The sequence below is a fragment of the Streptodolium elevatio genome, assembly GCF_040649515.1.
GTDB lineage: Bacteria > Actinomycetota > Actinomycetes > Streptomycetales > Streptomycetaceae > Yinghuangia > Yinghuangia elevatio.
The window spans coordinates 42,231-56,435 of record NZ_JBEZFP010000047.1 but is presented as its reverse complement, the minus strand read 5'-3'; the positions used below and the strand labels follow the sequence as shown (position 1 = coordinate 56,435).

At 71.5% G+C, this 14,205-nt stretch carries 11 protein-coding genes; 7 read left to right on the top strand and 4 right to left on the bottom strand.

Going from position 1 to position 14,205, the window contains the following annotated elements:
- Positions 1-57: 57 nt before the first annotated feature.
- Both AB0C36_RS19480 and AB0C36_RS19475 read right to left on the bottom strand, forming a co-directional pair.
- Positions 58-1,293, bottom strand: coding sequence for a glycosyltransferase (locus AB0C36_RS19480; protein ID WP_358355628.1), 1,236 nt, complete (start codon positions 1,291-1,293; stop codon positions 58-60).
- 220 nt (positions 1,294-1,513) lie between these two features.
- Entirely contained in the window at positions 1,514-2,290 is a 777-nt protein-coding gene (locus tag AB0C36_RS19475; protein ID WP_358355623.1) for an enoyl-CoA hydratase/isomerase family protein, read from the bottom strand.
- Positions 2,291-2,453: 163 nt separating this feature from the next.
- Here AB0C36_RS19475 and AB0C36_RS19470 point away from each other — a divergent pair, with 163 nt between their 5' ends.
- Complete coding sequence (locus tag AB0C36_RS19470; protein ID WP_358355621.1) at positions 2,454-4,079, top strand: FadD3 family acyl-CoA ligase; 1,626 nt, start codon at positions 2,454-2,456, stop codon at positions 4,077-4,079.
- A 129-nt stretch (positions 4,080-4,208) separates the two neighbouring features.
- On the opposite strand, the gene AB0C36_RS19465 is transcribed toward AB0C36_RS19470, so the two are convergent.
- The gene (locus tag AB0C36_RS19465) at positions 4,209-5,123 is read right to left on the bottom strand and encodes an NAD(P)-dependent oxidoreductase (protein ID WP_358355620.1); all 915 of its coding nucleotides are present in this window, start codon (positions 5,121-5,123) and stop codon (positions 4,209-4,211) included.
- Positions 5,124-5,194: 71 nt separating this feature from the next.
- On the opposite strand from AB0C36_RS19465, the gene AB0C36_RS19460 reads away from it, so the two are divergent.
- The 3 genes from AB0C36_RS19460 to AB0C36_RS19450 all read left to right on the top strand — a co-directional run bounded on the left by AB0C36_RS19460 (position 5,195) and on the right by AB0C36_RS19450 (position 7,344).
- Positions 5,195-5,545, top strand: coding sequence for a winged helix-turn-helix transcriptional regulator (locus tag AB0C36_RS19460; protein WP_358355619.1), 351 nt, complete (start codon positions 5,195-5,197; stop codon positions 5,543-5,545).
- 100 nt (positions 5,546-5,645) lie between these two features.
- Positions 5,646-6,494, top strand: coding sequence for a helix-turn-helix transcriptional regulator (locus AB0C36_RS19455; protein ID WP_358355618.1), 849 nt, complete (start codon positions 5,646-5,648; stop codon positions 6,492-6,494).
- A 76-nt stretch (positions 6,495-6,570) separates the two neighbouring features.
- On the top strand, positions 6,571-7,344 hold the full coding sequence (locus tag AB0C36_RS19450; RefSeq protein ID WP_358355617.1) for an SDR family NAD(P)-dependent oxidoreductase: 774 nt from the start codon (positions 6,571-6,573) through the stop codon (positions 7,342-7,344).
- A 54-nt stretch (positions 7,345-7,398) separates the two neighbouring features.
- Here the strand turns inward: AB0C36_RS19450 and AB0C36_RS19445 are convergent, their stop codons facing one another.
- Positions 7,399-8,232, bottom strand: coding sequence for an enoyl-CoA hydratase/isomerase family protein (locus AB0C36_RS19445; RefSeq protein WP_358355615.1), 834 nt, complete (start codon positions 8,230-8,232; stop codon positions 7,399-7,401).
- A gap of 107 nt (positions 8,233-8,339) precedes the next feature.
- Here AB0C36_RS19445 and AB0C36_RS19440 point away from each other — a divergent pair, with 107 nt between their 5' ends.
- From AB0C36_RS19440 to AB0C36_RS19430, 3 genes are all read left to right on the top strand, one after another.
- Positions 8,340-9,290: a TIGR03619 family F420-dependent LLM class oxidoreductase gene (locus AB0C36_RS19440; RefSeq protein WP_358355613.1), complete on the top strand. Its 951-nt coding sequence runs from the start codon at positions 8,340-8,342 to the stop codon at positions 9,288-9,290.
- Positions 9,291-9,522: 232 nt separating this feature from the next.
- On the top strand, positions 9,523-11,259 hold the full coding sequence (locus AB0C36_RS19435) for an N-acyl-D-amino-acid deacylase family protein (protein ID WP_358355611.1): 1,737 nt from the start codon (positions 9,523-9,525) through the stop codon (positions 11,257-11,259).
- 205 nt (positions 11,260-11,464) lie between these two features.
- On the top strand, positions 11,465-14,059 hold the full coding sequence (locus AB0C36_RS19430) for a bifunctional FO biosynthesis protein CofGH (protein WP_358355610.1): 2,595 nt from the start codon (positions 11,465-11,467) through the stop codon (positions 14,057-14,059).
- Positions 14,060-14,205 lie beyond the last annotated feature (146 nt).

The window sequence follows — 14,205 nt, the reverse complement described above, 5'->3', positions numbered from 1 at the left end:
GCCCGAATGCGGGTGGGGCTAGCCCCACCCGCAGGCATCCGGCTGGGCCCACCCCGCTCAGGCTCGGCAGGCCGCGGCGAGGGCGTCGTCGACCGCGCCGACCGCGTCTTCGCCGGCCACGCGGTCGGCGATCGTCCGGGCCCGGAGGCGGTACCGGGGGTTGCCCGCCGCCTCGGCCAGTGCGGCACCGAGGCGGTCGGCGGTCAGGGAGCGCAGCGGAACGGCGGTGGGCGCCACGCCGAGACGGACGAGGCGGCGGGCCCAGAACGCGGCGTCGAACTGGACGGGGACCGGCACGGCCGGCACCCCGGCGCGCAGGCCCGCCCCGGTCGTACCGGCGCCGCAGTGGTGCACGACCACGGCCATGCGCGGGAACAACAGGTGGTGCGGGACGTCGTCGACCGCGAACATGTCGTCACCCGCACCTTCGGCGTCGAGCCCGGCCCAGCCGCGTTGGATCACGCCGCGCAGCCCGGCCGCGCGCAGCGCGCGTACGACGTGCGCGACCACCAGATCCGGGACGGGGACGGTGGCACTGCCCAGCCCGACGAATGCCGGAGGCGGCCCCGCGGCAAGGAAGTCCTGGAGAGCGTCGGGGAGTTGGCGGGTGTCGCCGGGCCACCAGTAGCCGACCGGCCGCAGTCCGGGCCGCCAGTCTCTCGGCGGCGGTACGACGACCGGGCTGAAGCCGTAGAGCACCGGCCAGCCCTCGCGTTCGCGGGCCCGCCGCGAGGCGGCCAGGCCGATCGGCCGAAGTCCCAGAGCGCGGCGCAGGTCGCGGTCGGCGGCGGAGAAGACGTGGTCGACGGCCAGGTCCACGGCGTGGCCGGCCAGGCGGTTCCCCAGCGGGCCCAACGAGCGCGCGGAAACCATCGGCGGTGCGAACACCCGGGTCGGGTGCAGCGGTTGCAGGTACGCGCCGAGCACCGGTACGCCGAGGCTCTCGGCGAGCGTGCAGGCGACCGGGGCCAGCGACGCCGACGCCACCAGGACGTCGTGGCCGGGCGCTGCGTCCAAGAGGCCGTCCGTCAGTTCACCGGCCAGCGCGCGGGCCAGCGCCACGACGCGGGCCAGCTTGCCCGCTCCGGTGATGCTGCGGTGGAGTCCGCGTCCCCGGGCGGAGTGCAACTCCTCGTGCGGATCGACCGGCAGGGCGTGGAACTTCACACCCGTGCCGGCCGCCAGCGGTTCGAAGCGGGCGTGGGTCACCAAGGTCACCTCGTGCCCGCGCCGGGCAAGCCCCACCCCGAGACCGGTGAACGGGGCGGCGTCCCCGCGCGAACCCACCGTCATGATCGCAACGCGCACAGTGACGATTATGGCCCCGCGACGTCACGCCCGACGCGTCACGCGCCGCGCGACACGGTGGCGCGAGCCGTACGTACGACGAGGCGCACGTACGACGGGCGCACGCACAACGGGCGCAAACACGACAGCCGCGGACACAGATGGACCGCGGACACGACGAGCCGCGGACACGACATCGCCCGCGGCCGCCGCCGCGGCAACCGCCCTACCGAACGCGGTACTCCTTGCTGCGCTGCTGGAACAGCCCCGCCTGCTCCGACCAGGCCAGATTGCCCAGGGTGATCATGTGCGGCGCCATCGCGAGCGCCTGCGAGCGCGTCATGTCGCGGGCTGCCCAGATCGACCGCACCGAGCCCTCGACGCCGCCCGGCGGGTAGGCGGCGATCGCCTCGGCCGCCCACTTCGCCGCCTCGTGCAGCTCGTCGGCCGGCACCACCTGCGAGACGAGGCCCGTCTCGTACGCCCGCTTCGCGCTCATCCGCTCCGCGTTGCCCAGCAGCGTCAGCCGCATGACCTCGCCGAGCGGCATGCGCTGGGCGAGGTACATCGACTCGAAGCCGGACACCATGCCGTACGTCGTGTGCGGGTCGAAGAACGTGGCGCTTTCACTCGCGATGATGAACTCGCACTCGCCCAGAAGGTAGAAGGCGCCGCCGCAGGCCATGCCGTTGACGGCGACGATGACCGGCTTCCACAGGTCGGAGTGCTTCGGGCTGATCTTCAGCATCGGGTCGTCCATCATGTACGGCGACGACGGCTGCGGAACGTCGACAGAACGGTCGATTCCGGTACAGAAAGCCTTGTCGCCGGCCCCGGTGAGGACGATCACACGCACGTCGTCGTCGTGGCGCAGCTCACGCCACAGCGTGTGCAGCTCCTCGATCATGACCAGGTCGAACGCGTTGTGCCGGTCCGGCCTGTTGAGCGTCACCCACGCGACACCGTCGGCCTGTTCGTACCCGAGCGTCTCGAACTTGCGCATGTGCCCCATCCTCCTGGTCGGCCCGCGTTGTCGGCCTGGATGCGAATCCGGCGTGGTCTCGATCTCCCGGTCGGCAGCTTCCCTCGCCGCCCTGATCTGACGTACCGTCAGCTCAGACTAGCAACGGCACAGGCGGCCACCGTCGGACCTCTCAGGAGCGATCATGCAGGGTGATCTCGAGTGGGGCAGCATTCCCGCTCTCGTCGACAGCGCGGCCGAGCGCTTCGGTGACCGCGAGGCCGTCGTGGACGGCGGCGTACGCATCACGTTCGCCGAGCTGCGCGACCGGGTGCGCGCCGCCGCCGCGGCGGCCGTGGCCGCGGGCGTCGAGAAGGGCGACCGCGTCGCGGTCTGGGCCCCGAACGGCCGCGACTGGATCACCGCCGCCCTCGGCGCGCTCGCGGCCGGTGCCGCGATCGTCCCGATGAACACCCGCTACAAGGGCGCCGAGGCGCAGTACGTCCTGGAGAAGACCCGCGCCAAGCTGCTCTTCGTCTCCGGCACGTTCCTCGGCGCGTCGTACGTCGCCATGCTGCGCTCCTCGGCCGGCGAGGGCACCGCGGGACGCCCGTTCGCCGCCCTGCCCGACCTGGCCACCGCGGTCGTGCTCTCGGACAGCGCCCCGGACACGTGCGTGACCTGGGCCGACTTCCTGGCCGCCGGGGAGTCCGTGCCCGCCGCGGCCGTCGACGAGCGCGCCGCGTCGGTCACCTCCGACGACCTCGGCGACATCATCTTCACCTCCGGCACCACCGGCCGGCCCAAGGGCGTCATGACGACGCACGGCCAGTCGCTCCGCGTCTTCGAGACGTGGGCGAGCACCGTGGGCCTCGCGGAGGGCGACCGCTACCTGATCGTCAACCCGTTCTTCCACACCTTCGGCTACAAAGCCGGCATCCTCGCGAGCCTGATCAAGGGCGCCACGATGATCCCGCAGGCGGTCTTCGACGTCGACGCCACGCTCGCGCTTATCCAGGCCGAGAAGGTCACCGTCCTGCCGGGCGCGCCGACCATCTACACGTCGCTGCTCGACTCCGGCTCGCGCGGCAAGTACGACCTCGCCTCGCTGCGCCTCGCGGTCACCGGCGCCGCCTCCGTGCCGCTCTCCCTCGTCACGCGCATGGCCGACGACCTGGGCTTCGACACCGTCCTGACGGCGTACGGCCTGACCGAGTCCTGCGGCACCGCCAGCATGTGTCGCCAGGGCGACCCCGCCGAGATCATCGCCTCGACTTCCGGCCGCGCGATCGAGGGCGTCGAGCTGGTCACCGTCGACGACGCCGGCAAGCCCACCGCCGTCGGCGAGCCCGGCGAGGTCTGGGTGCGCGGATACAACGTGATGCGCGGCTACTTCGAGGACCCCGAGGAGACCGCCAAGGCGGTGGACGCGGACGGCTGGCTGCACACCGGCGACGTGGGCGTCCTCGACGAGCAGGGCAACCTGCGCATCACCGACCGCATCAAGGACATGTACATCGTGGGCGGCTTCAACGCCTACCCGGCCGAGATCGAGTCGGTCCTCGCGGGCCACCCGGCGGTCTCCGAGGCCGCGGTGATCGGCGTCCCCGACGCCCGCATGGGCGAGGTCGGCAAGGCGTACCTCATCCTGCGCGCGGGAGCCTCCGTCACCACTGACGAGATCGTCGACTACTGCCGCAAGGAAATGGCGAACTACAAGGTCCCGCGCTACGTCGAGATCGTCACCGAATTCCCCCGGAACCCCACCGGCAAGGTCATGAAGTTCGAACTGCGTGCCCAAGCCGCCGAGGAGTTCGCCGCCCGCAAGTGAGCGGTCCGCCGCGGCGGGCCGGAAAGCGTTCCGGCCCGCCGACGCGTCGACGAAGTCAGCGGTGAGCGCTGACCGTTGGCAGAGATGCGAACCGTCGCCGCGAGGCCGGGGCCCGGGACGCCGTAACGGTCAGTGTCGGCCCAGGAGTTCGGCGATGCGGGTGAAGCCGTCGGTGGGGTGGCCGAGGTCGATTGCCTTGCGGGCGAGGGACTCGGCGGCGCGCATGACGCTCGCGTCGATGCCGTGGGCCTCGGAGGTGTGGACGATGTGGGCCATCGAGGAGGCGGCCGAGGTGATGGGATTGCCTTCGCCGGAGTGGGTGTCGTTGTCGATCTCGGTGGCGGTGTCGGCGAAGACGGGCGGCAGGATCGCGCCGATGCCCTGGGCGAACGGCAGCAGTTCCCGTGCCGAGATGCCCTCGGCCTTGGCGATCGCGACGGCGTGCATGTAGCCGGTCATCGCGGTCCAGAAGATGTCGAGGAGCGCGACGTCGTACGCCGCCGCGCGCCCGATCTCCTCGCCGAGGTGGGTGTGGCTGCCGCCGAGGGCGTCGAGGGCGGGGCGGTGCTCCGCGTACAGGTCCCGCGGACCGCTGTAGATGAACACCCCGTGCGGCGTGCCGATGGTGGTGGTCGGGGTCATGATCGCGCCGTCGAGGTAGTGGACGCCATGTTCGGCCGCCCACTCGGCGGTGTCCCGGGCGCGGGCCGGGGTGTCGGCGGTCAGGTTCACGACCGTGCGCCCGTTGAGCGCCGCCGCGACCGGTTCGCGCCGCAGGACGGCGTCGGACGCGTCGTAGTCGACGACGCAGACGACCGTCAACGCGCTTGCCGCGACCGCCTCTTCGGCGGTCATGGCACGCTCCGCGCCGCGTCCGACGAGTTCGTCGTCGCGGCCGGGGGTGCGGTTCCAGACAACCGTACGCAGGCCCGCGTCCAGGAACGCCCCGGCGAGGGCGCGTCCCATCGGCCCCAGGCCGAGCACGGTGACGGACAGAGCGGCGGTGGCGGAAGAAGCGACGGTCCGGTCGGTGTTCGAAGACATGGCAGGACTCCCGGGCAAGCGCGTGAAGAGCGCGACGAATAGCTGTCAATTCGTGATGAAAAGGACAATGGATGACGCGCAGGAGAGCCGTTGAACCGGGCGTCTGCGGCGTCACCGCCGCGATCGGGGTGATCGACGGCAAGTGGAAGACGGTGCTGCTGTGGCTGCTGGAGTCGGGCCCGCGGCGCCCCGGCGAGATGCGCAGGCAACTGCCGGGCCTCACCGAGAAGGTGCTGACCCAAACCCTTCGCGAGATGCGGGAGGACGGCCTCGTCCACCGCGAGGTGCACGACACCCTGCCGCTGAAGACGGTCTATTCCCTGACCGGCTTCGGCCGCGATCTCTGCGAGGCACTGGCCCCCCTCTCCGACTGGGGCCACCGCCTCCTCGACAACCGCGCCGAGGACCGTCCCGCGTCCTGACCCCAACCCTCGTCCCCACCCCGCAGGCCCCACAAGTACCCACAAAAAGGTGGGTACCCGGCCGCCCGCGACGCCCTCGCGGCGGATTAGCCTGGCGGGCATGGTCGACATATCCCGGCTTCCGGCGGAGGCACGACAGCGGCGGCGGGTCGAGCTGCGCGAGTTCCTGAGGACGCGCCGGGCGCGGCTGACGCCCGCGGACGTGGGCATGCCGGCCGGCGGCGGACGCCGTACGCCCGGCCTGCGCCGCGAAGAGGTCGCCGTCCTCGCCGGCGTGGGCGTCAGCTGGTACACGTGGCTCGAGCAGGGCCGCGAGATCAACGTCTCGGCCGATGTGCTCGACGCGATAGCGCGCGTGCTGCGCCTGGATCCCGCGGAACGCGAGCACCTCTACCTGCTGTCGGGCCTCAATCCGCCGCCCGCTCGCCCGGCGGAGCGCGGCGTGCCCGACGCCGTGCGGCGTGTGATCGACGCGTGGATGCCGAAGCCGGCCTACGTCGTCGACCGGCACTGGGACTTCGTCGCCGTCAACACCGCCGCCCGCGCGGTGTTCGGGTACGACGAGGCCGCGCACAACTGCCTCGTGAGCTTCTTCACCAGCGCACGCCACCGCACCGAATGGGACGACTGGCACGACGTCGCCCGCGCGATCGTCGGCCACTTCCGCGCGGACGCCGCCCGCTACCCGGGCGACCCCGAGTTCGGCCGCATCGCCGACGACATGTGCGCGGTCAGCCCGGAGTTCGCCGCGATCTGGGCCGAGCACCCGATCGGCTCCGCGGGCCAGGGCGTCAAGGTCCTCGACAACCCGGAGGTGGGCCGGCTGACGTTCGAGTACACCTCGCTGCCGCTGCCCGACCTGCCCGGACACCGCATGATCCTGCACACCCCGGACGCCGCGACCGACACCGAGGCCCGGCTCGCCCGGCTGCTCGCGGTCACCGTCTGACCCTCAGGGTGGTGGTGCCGGACCCAGGTTCAGCGCGCACTGCCGGGTCCGCCGGAACGGCCCCAGGATCGTCGTCATGAACCGATACACGAACAAGACGGTCCTGATCACCGGCGGCACCAGCGGCATGGGGTACGCCACCGCCCGCAGGCTCCTCGACGAGGGCGCGTACGTCGCCGTCACCGGCCGCAGCCGCCCCCGTCTCGACACGGCCGTGGCCCGCCTGGTCGCGGAGACCGGGGTGACGCCCGAGCGGATCCTCGCGGTGCCCGCCGACGTCGCCGCACTTCCCGCACTCGACGACCTGGTCGAGCGCGTACGGGCCTGGCGCGGCTCCCTCGACGCGGTCTTCGCGAACGCCGGGGTCGGGGTCTTCAAGCCCAGCACCGAGATCACCGAGGCCGACTTCGACTACACCGTCGACGTCAACTTCAAGGGCGTCTACTTCACCGTGCTCAAGTCCCTGCCGCTGCTCAAGGACGGCGGCGCGGTCGTGATCAACGCGTCGTGGACGCTGCACCGCGGCCTGTCCGTGGCCTCCGTCTACTCGGCCACCAAGGCCGCCGTGCACAACCTCGCCCGTACGCTCGGCGCCGACCTCGCCCCGCGCGGCATCCGCGTCAACTCGGTCAGCCCCGGCTACATCGACACCGAGATGTACCGCGACAACAACCCCGACCCGGCCGCCGAGGCGGTGAACTCGGCCGAGGTGCCGCTCGGTTCGCTCGGGCATGCGGACGACGTCGCGGCGGCGGTCGCCTTCCTGGCCTCCGACGACGCGTCGTACATCACCGGTCAGGACCTGGTGATCGACGGCGGCCTCGTCGGCTCCGTCCCCCAACCCGCCTGACGCCGCCCGGCCCCGGGTGCGCACGGCCTCCGCCGGCACGCACCCGGGCTGCGGCTACTTGCCCTCGAAGTTGGGGGTGCGCTTGGCGGCCTTGGCGCCGTAGCCCTCGGTGATGTCCTCGGAGGCGAGGGTGACCGCGGCGGTCATGGCGGTCTGGGCGAGGGCGTTGTCGAGGGCGGCGTCGGCGTAGGAGTCGATCGAGCGCTTGATGCCCTGGACGGCGAGAGGGGCGTTCGCGGCGATCTGCCCGGCGATCTCGCGGGCGGTCTTGTCGAGGTCGTCGCGCGGGACGACGAGTTGCACGAGGTTGAGGCGCTCGGCGGTGGCGGCGTCGATGCGGCGGCCGGTGAGGGCGAGGTACTTGGCCCAGCCGGCGCCCGCCTCGCGGGCGATGCGCATGTCGCCGCCCGCGTCGACGGCGACGCCGAGCTGGGCCTCGGGGAGGGCGAAGACCGCGTCGTCGGCGGCGACGCGGATGTCGGCGAGGAGCGCGAGTTCGAAGCCGAAGCCGAGGGCGTAGCCCTGGACCGAGGCGACCACCGGCTGGGGGAGGCGGGCGAACGCGCGGAAACGCTCGTGCACCCAGCGCAGGCCCTCGTAGTAGTTGCGGGTGCGCTCGGCGCCGGAGCGGCCGGTGATGTTGCCGCCCGGGGCCGTGACGTCGATGCCCGCGCAGAAGGCGCGGCCCTCGGCGCGCAGCAGCACCACGCGGATCTCCGGGTCGAAGCGGATGCGGTCGGCCATGACGCCGAGCTGGCGGCTGGCCTCCCAGCTCCAACCGTTGAGCTTCTCGGGGCGGCAGAGCGTGACGACGCCGACACCGTCCTCGACGTCGAGGCGCATCCGCTCCTGGCCCGGTTCGATGGTCGGATCGGTGGTGTTGATCACGTGCCTGTCCCCTCGGTATGCGCCCGATCGGTCTTGTCTGACGGTGCGTTAGATCGGAGTATGTGACCGGTCTTCAGATGACACAAGGTGAGACAAGGGAGTCCCCGATGGCCGCGATCCTTCCCCCCGGAGTCCTGCATTACGGCATGCAGCTGCCGATCCAGTCGCAGAGCAAGCTGTACGCGGAGGCGTGGGAGGAGACCGCGGGGCCCGACGACCTGGCGGCCATCGCCCAGGCGTGCGACCGCGGCGGCTTCGCGTACATCGCGGTCTGCGACCACACCGCGATCCCGCGCAGCCACGCCCCGATGATGGGCACCGAGTGGTGGGACACGATGACCACGCTCGGCTGGCTCGCCGGCATCACCGAGCACGTGCGCCTCGTGAGCCACGTCGCGGTGCTGGCGTACCGGCACCCGATGATGACCGCGAAGGCCTTCGCGACGCTGGACGTCATCTCCAAGGGCCGCGCGATCGTCGGTGCGGGGGCCGGCCACGTCGAGGCCGAGTTCGAGATGTTCGGCCTGGACTTCAAGGACCGCGGCCCGGCGCTGAACGAGGCCCTGGAGCTGCTCGACCTCGCGCTGCGCGAGGAGTTCGTGACGTACGAGGGCAAGCGCTTCAAGGTGGACGACATGGGCGCCCGCCCGCGCCCCGTGCAGGGCCCGCGTCCCCCGATCTGGATCGGCGGCTCGGCCGGTGCCGCGCTCAAGCGGGTCGCCAAGTACGCCGACGGCTGGCTCCCGCAGGGCAGCCCGCGCGAGACCTTCCCCGACCAGGTGGCCGAGCTGCGCCGCCTGCGCGCGGAGTACGGGCGCGCCGACGAGGCGATGGACATCGGCGCCATCACCGAGATGCTGTACGTCGGCAAGCCCGACTGGGAGGTCGGCGAGCGCACCCTGTCCGGCAGCCCGGAAGAGATCGCCGAGTCGCTGCGTTGGTACGGCGAGCAGGGCGCGAACCAGATCCAGATCCGCTTCCGCAACCGCACGCTGCAGGAGCTGCTGGACCAGATCGAGGCGTTCTCGACCCAGGTCGCGCCCCTTCTGAACAAGTAGCCGACCGTGCTCGGCGGCCCGTGACGAGGGCCGCGCGAGGCGTTTCGCGGGGGCTCGGAACGGGTTAGGGCAACCTAAGGTGAGTCCGAACTCACGACTCCGGGCCCCTCGCCAAATGTGAAATCTGACGTACCATCAGGAAATCGCGGTCGGTCCTCGGCATGCGCCGTGGAGGGCCGCCGGAACACCGCACCACGCAGGCGCCTCTGTATCGAAGTAGGGAGTCCGGGTCATGCTCGACCACCTCATCACCGGAGCCACCGTCGTCGACGGAACGGGCACACCCTCCTACCGAGGTGACGTGGGGATCCGGGACGGCCGCATCGTCGCGGTGGGCCCGACCGGAAGCATCACCGAGGAAGCCGCCGCCACCGAGGACGCCACCGGCCTCGTGCTCGCCCCCGGCTTCATCGACCCGCACACGCACTACGACGCGCAGCTCCACTGGGACGCGTACGCCACCCCCTCGGTCAACCACGGCGTCACCACCATCGTGGGCGGCAACTGCGGCTTCACCCTCGCCCCGCTCAAGGCCGAGGACGCCGACTACACCCGCCGCATGATGGCCAAGGTCGAGGGCATGGCCCTCCCGGCCCTGGAGAACGGCATCGACTGGAGCTGGGAGACCTTCGCCCAGTACCTCGACAAGCTGGACGGCACGATCGGCGTCAACGCCGCGTTCATGGCCGGCCACTGTGCGATCCGCCGCTACGTGATGGGCTCCGACTTCGGCAAGGCGGCCACGCCCGAGCAGGTCGAGGCCATGGTCGTCGAGCTGAAGAAGGCCATGGAGGCGGGCGCGCTCGGCTTCTCCACCGGCCGCTCGAACCACACCGACGGCGACGGCAACCCCGTCCCGTCGCGCCACGCGACCCCCGAAGAGGTCCTGGCGCTCTGCGCCGAGGTCGGCCGGCACGAGGGCACCCAGCTGGAGGTCATCGTCGCGGGCTGCCTCGACAAGTTCGACGACGACGAGATCGAGCTGCTCACCCAGATGACGGTGACCGCCGGCCGTCCGATGAACTGGAACGTGCTGACCGTCGACTCGGCCGACCCGGACCGCGTGCCGCGCCAGATCTACGCGTCGGAGAAGGCCGAGGCGGCCGGCGGCAAGATCGTCATCCTCACCCTGCCGGTGCTGGTGCCGATGAACATGTCGCTGCTCACCTACTGCGCGCTCAACCTGCTGCCGGGCTGGGGCGAGATCCTGGCCCTGCCGGTCCCGGAGCGCATCGCGAAGCTGCGCGACCCGGAGACCCGCACCGAGATGCTGCGCCGCGCGAACAGCCCCGAGGCGGGCGTCTTCCGCCGCCTGGTGGACTTCGGCCGGTACGTCATCGGCGACACCTACTCCGCGGCCAACGAGGGCCTGTCCGGCCGCGTCGTGGCGGACATCGCCAAGGAGCGCGGCCAGGAGGAGTTCGAGGCGCTGGTCGAGATCTGCGCCGCGGACGACCTGCGGACCGTGCTGTGGCCGATGCCGACCGACAACGACCAGGCGTCGTGGGACCTGCGCCAGGAGGTCTGGGAGAGCAAGCACGTCATCCTGGGCGGCTCGGACGCGGGCGCGCACCTGGACCGCATGTGCGGTGCGACGTACACGACCCGCTTCCTGGGCGACTCGCTGCGCGGCCGCAAGCTGGTCTCGCTGGAGCGCGCGGTGCAGATGCTCACCACCGACCCGGCCAAGCTGTTCGGCCTCAAGGACCGCGGGCGGATCGCCGAGGGCTACCACGCCGACCTGGTGCTGTTCGACCCGGAGAAGGTCAACTCCGGGCCGGCGCGCCTGGTGCACGACCTGCCGGGCGACAGCCCGCGCCTGACCGCCGAGTCGGAGGGCATCGTCTCGGTCCGCGTCAACGGCGTCGAGACCGTGCGCGACGGCCAGGTCACCGGCGCCGTCAACGGCAAGGTGCTGCGTTCGGGCCAGGACACCTACACCGTCACGAACGAATCGGTCAGCTTCTGAGTACGTCCTGATCGCACGCCGTGTACGAAGGCCCGGCCGCACCCGTGCGGCCGGGCCTTCGGCGTGTTCCGGATGCCGGAGCGCGGAGCGGCGTGATGTGCGACACGAGTCCGCGTACGTCTTCGGGGGCACGCCTACAGTTGGTCTGTTCAGGCCCAAAAGCCCTGTACGGACCGGCCATAAGCACGACAGCGAGGGGTGTCGCATGACCCAGACTCCGACCGAGAACGCGATGCGGCGCGCCCTGCGCCGTGCCCGTGACGGGGTCATGCTGGACGTCTCCGAAGCCGAGGTGCTGCTGCACGCGAAGGGCACGGACCTCGACGACCTGTGCGCCTCGGCGGCCCGGGTGCGCGACGCCGGCCTCGACGCGGTGGGCCGTCCGGGTGTGATCACCTACTCCCGCAAGGTGTTCATTCCGCTGACGCGGCTGTGCCGGGACAAGTGCCACTACTGCACTTTCGTGACCGTCCCCGGCAAGCTGAAGCGCGAGGGGCACTCGATGTTCCTCAGCCCCGACGAGGTCCTCGAGATCGCGCGCGAGGGTGCCGCGATGGGCTGCAAGGAAGCCCTCTTCACCCTCGGCGACCGCCCCGAGGACCGCTGGCCCGAGGCCCGCGAATGGCTCGACGCGCACGGCTACGACGACACGCTCTCGTACGTCCGCGCCATGGCCATCCGCGTCCTGGAGGAGACCGGCCTCCTCCCGCACCTGAACCCCGGCGTGCTGTCCTGGACCGACCTCCAGCGCCTCAAGCCGGTCAGTCCGTCGATGGGCATGATGCTGGAGACCACCGCGACGCGCCTGTGGTCCGAGCCGGGCGGCCCGCACCACGGCTCGCCCGACAAGGAGCCCGCGGTACGCCTGCGCGTCCTGGAGGACGCCGGCCGCTCCAACGTGCCGTTCACCACCGGCATCCTCATCGGCATCGGCGAGACGATGGCCGAGCGCGCCGAGTCGGTGTTCGCGCTGCGCAGGACCGCCCGGCAGTACGGCGGCATCCAGGAAGTCATCGTGCAGAACTTCCGCGCCAAGCCGGACACCGCGATGCGCTCCGTCGCGGACGCCGACCTGCAGGAACTCGCCGCCGCCATTGCGGTGACCCGCATCGTGCTCGGGCCCAAGATGCGCGTGCAGGCCCCGCCGAACCTGGTGGGCGAGGAGTTCGCGCTGATGATCCGCGCGGGCATCGACGACTGGGGCGGCGTGTCGCCGCTGACGCCGGACCACGTCAACCCCGAGCGTCCCTGGCCGCACATCGACGAACTCGCCGAGCGCACCTCGGAGTCCGGCTTCACGCTGCGCGAACGCCTGACGATCTACCCGGAGTTCATCCGCCGCGGTGAGCCGTGGATCGACCCGCGGGTGCTGCCGCACGTGCGGGCGCTGAGCGACGCCGACGGGATGGCGGTCGAGGGGAAGAACCCCGAGGGCCTGCCGTGGCAGGAGCCCGAGGACCTGTTCGCGGCCGCGTCCGGGCGTACCGACCTGCACGTCACGATCGACACGACCGGGCGTACCTCCGACCGCCGCGACGACTTCGACGAGGTCTACGGCGACTGGGAGGAACTGCGCGGCCAGGCCACCTACGGGCGCGACAGCATGGTCGACGGCCAGGCCGCACCCGTGCGGATCGACGGCGACGTCAAGGCCGCTCTCGCGCAGGCCGCCGCCGACCCGACGCTGCTGACCGACGAGCAGGCCCTCGCGCTGTTCCACGCGGACGGCCCGGCGCTCGACGAACTCGCGCGGATCGCCGACGACTTGCGGCGCGAGGTGGTCGGCGACGAGATCACCTACATCGTCAACCGCAACATCAACTTCACCAACGTCTGCTACACCGGCTGCCGGTTCTGCGCGTTCGCGCAGCGGCGCACCGACGCCGACGCGTACACGCTCTCGCTGGAGCAGGTCGGCGAACGCGCCGAGCAGGCGTGGGCGGTGGGCGCCACCGAGGTCTGCATGCAGGGCGGCATCCACCCCGACCTGCCGGGCACCGCGTACTTCGACATCGCGCGCGAGGTGAAGAAGCGGGTGCCGGAGATGCACGTGCACGCGTTCTCGCCGATGGAGGTCGTGAACGGCGCGACGCGCACCGGCATGTCGATCCGCGACTGGCTGCAGGCGGCCAAGGAGGCCGGGCTCGACACGATCCCGGGCACCGCGGCCGAGATCCTGGACGACGACGTGCGCTGGATCCTCACCAAGGGCAAGCTGCCGGCGGCCACCTGGGTCGAGGTCGTGTCCACGGCCCACGAGCTTGGCATCCGCAGCTCGTCGACGATGATGTACGGCCACGTCGACACCCCCGCGCACTGGCTCGCGCACCTGCGCCTGCTCGGCCGCATCCAGGACCAGACGGGCGGCTTCACGGAGTTCGTGACGCTGCCGTTCGTGCACACCAACGCGCCCGTCTACCTGGCCGGCATCGCCCGCCCGGGGCCGACGCTCCGCGACAACCGCGCGGTGCACGCGATGGCGCGCATCCTGCTGCACGGCAAGATCTCGAACATCCAGACCAGTTGGGTCAAGCTCGGGGTCGACGGCACCAACCTGATGCTCCAGGGCGGTGCCAACGACATGGGCGGCACCCTGATGGAGGAGACGATCTCGCGGATGGCGGGGGCCGACAACGGCTCGCGCAAGTCGATCGCCGAACTCGAGGCGATGGCCGCGTCGTTGGGGCGCCGCGCGCGGCAGCGCACCACGACGTACGGCGAGGTCGGCGCGGAGCGGCAGGAAGTCGCGCGGCGCCACGACGATGAGGTGGAGAAGATCATGCTGCCGATCCTCGGATGACGGTGCGTCCGCTCCCGGTCGGCCGCCGCACCGCATGCGGCGGCCGTCCGGCAGCCGGACGGCCGGTCGGGGGGCCCGCCGGGGTGCGAAGCGGAACGCCCATCTGACGCATCGTCAGATGGGCGGCCCGGGAACCCCGTCTGTCG

Coding starts and splice junctions, on each gene's coding strand:
- AB0C36_RS19480 (WP_358355628.1), bottom strand. CDS start 1,293: ATGACGGTGGGTTCGCGCGGGGACGCCGCCCCGTTCACCGGTCTCGGG.
- AB0C36_RS19475 (WP_358355623.1), bottom strand. CDS start 2,290: ATGCGCAAGTTCGAGACGCTCGGGTACGAACAGGCCGACGGTGTCGCG.
- AB0C36_RS19470 (WP_358355621.1), top strand. CDS start 2,454: ATGCAGGGTGATCTCGAGTGGGGCAGCATTCCCGCTCTCGTCGACAGC.
- AB0C36_RS19465 (WP_358355620.1), bottom strand. CDS start 5,123: ATGTCTTCGAACACCGACCGGACCGTCGCTTCTTCCGCCACCGCCGCT.
- AB0C36_RS19460 (WP_358355619.1), top strand. CDS start 5,195: ATGACGCGCAGGAGAGCCGTTGAACCGGGCGTCTGCGGCGTCACCGCC.
- AB0C36_RS19455 (WP_358355618.1), top strand. CDS start 5,646: ATGGTCGACATATCCCGGCTTCCGGCGGAGGCACGACAGCGGCGGCGG.
- AB0C36_RS19450 (WP_358355617.1), top strand. CDS start 6,571: ATGAACCGATACACGAACAAGACGGTCCTGATCACCGGCGGCACCAGC.
- AB0C36_RS19440 (WP_358355613.1), top strand. CDS start 8,340: ATGGCCGCGATCCTTCCCCCCGGAGTCCTGCATTACGGCATGCAGCTG.
- AB0C36_RS19435 (WP_358355611.1), top strand. CDS start 9,523: ATGCTCGACCACCTCATCACCGGAGCCACCGTCGTCGACGGAACGGGC.
- AB0C36_RS19430 (WP_358355610.1), top strand. CDS start 11,465: ATGACCCAGACTCCGACCGAGAACGCGATGCGGCGCGCCCTGCGCCGT.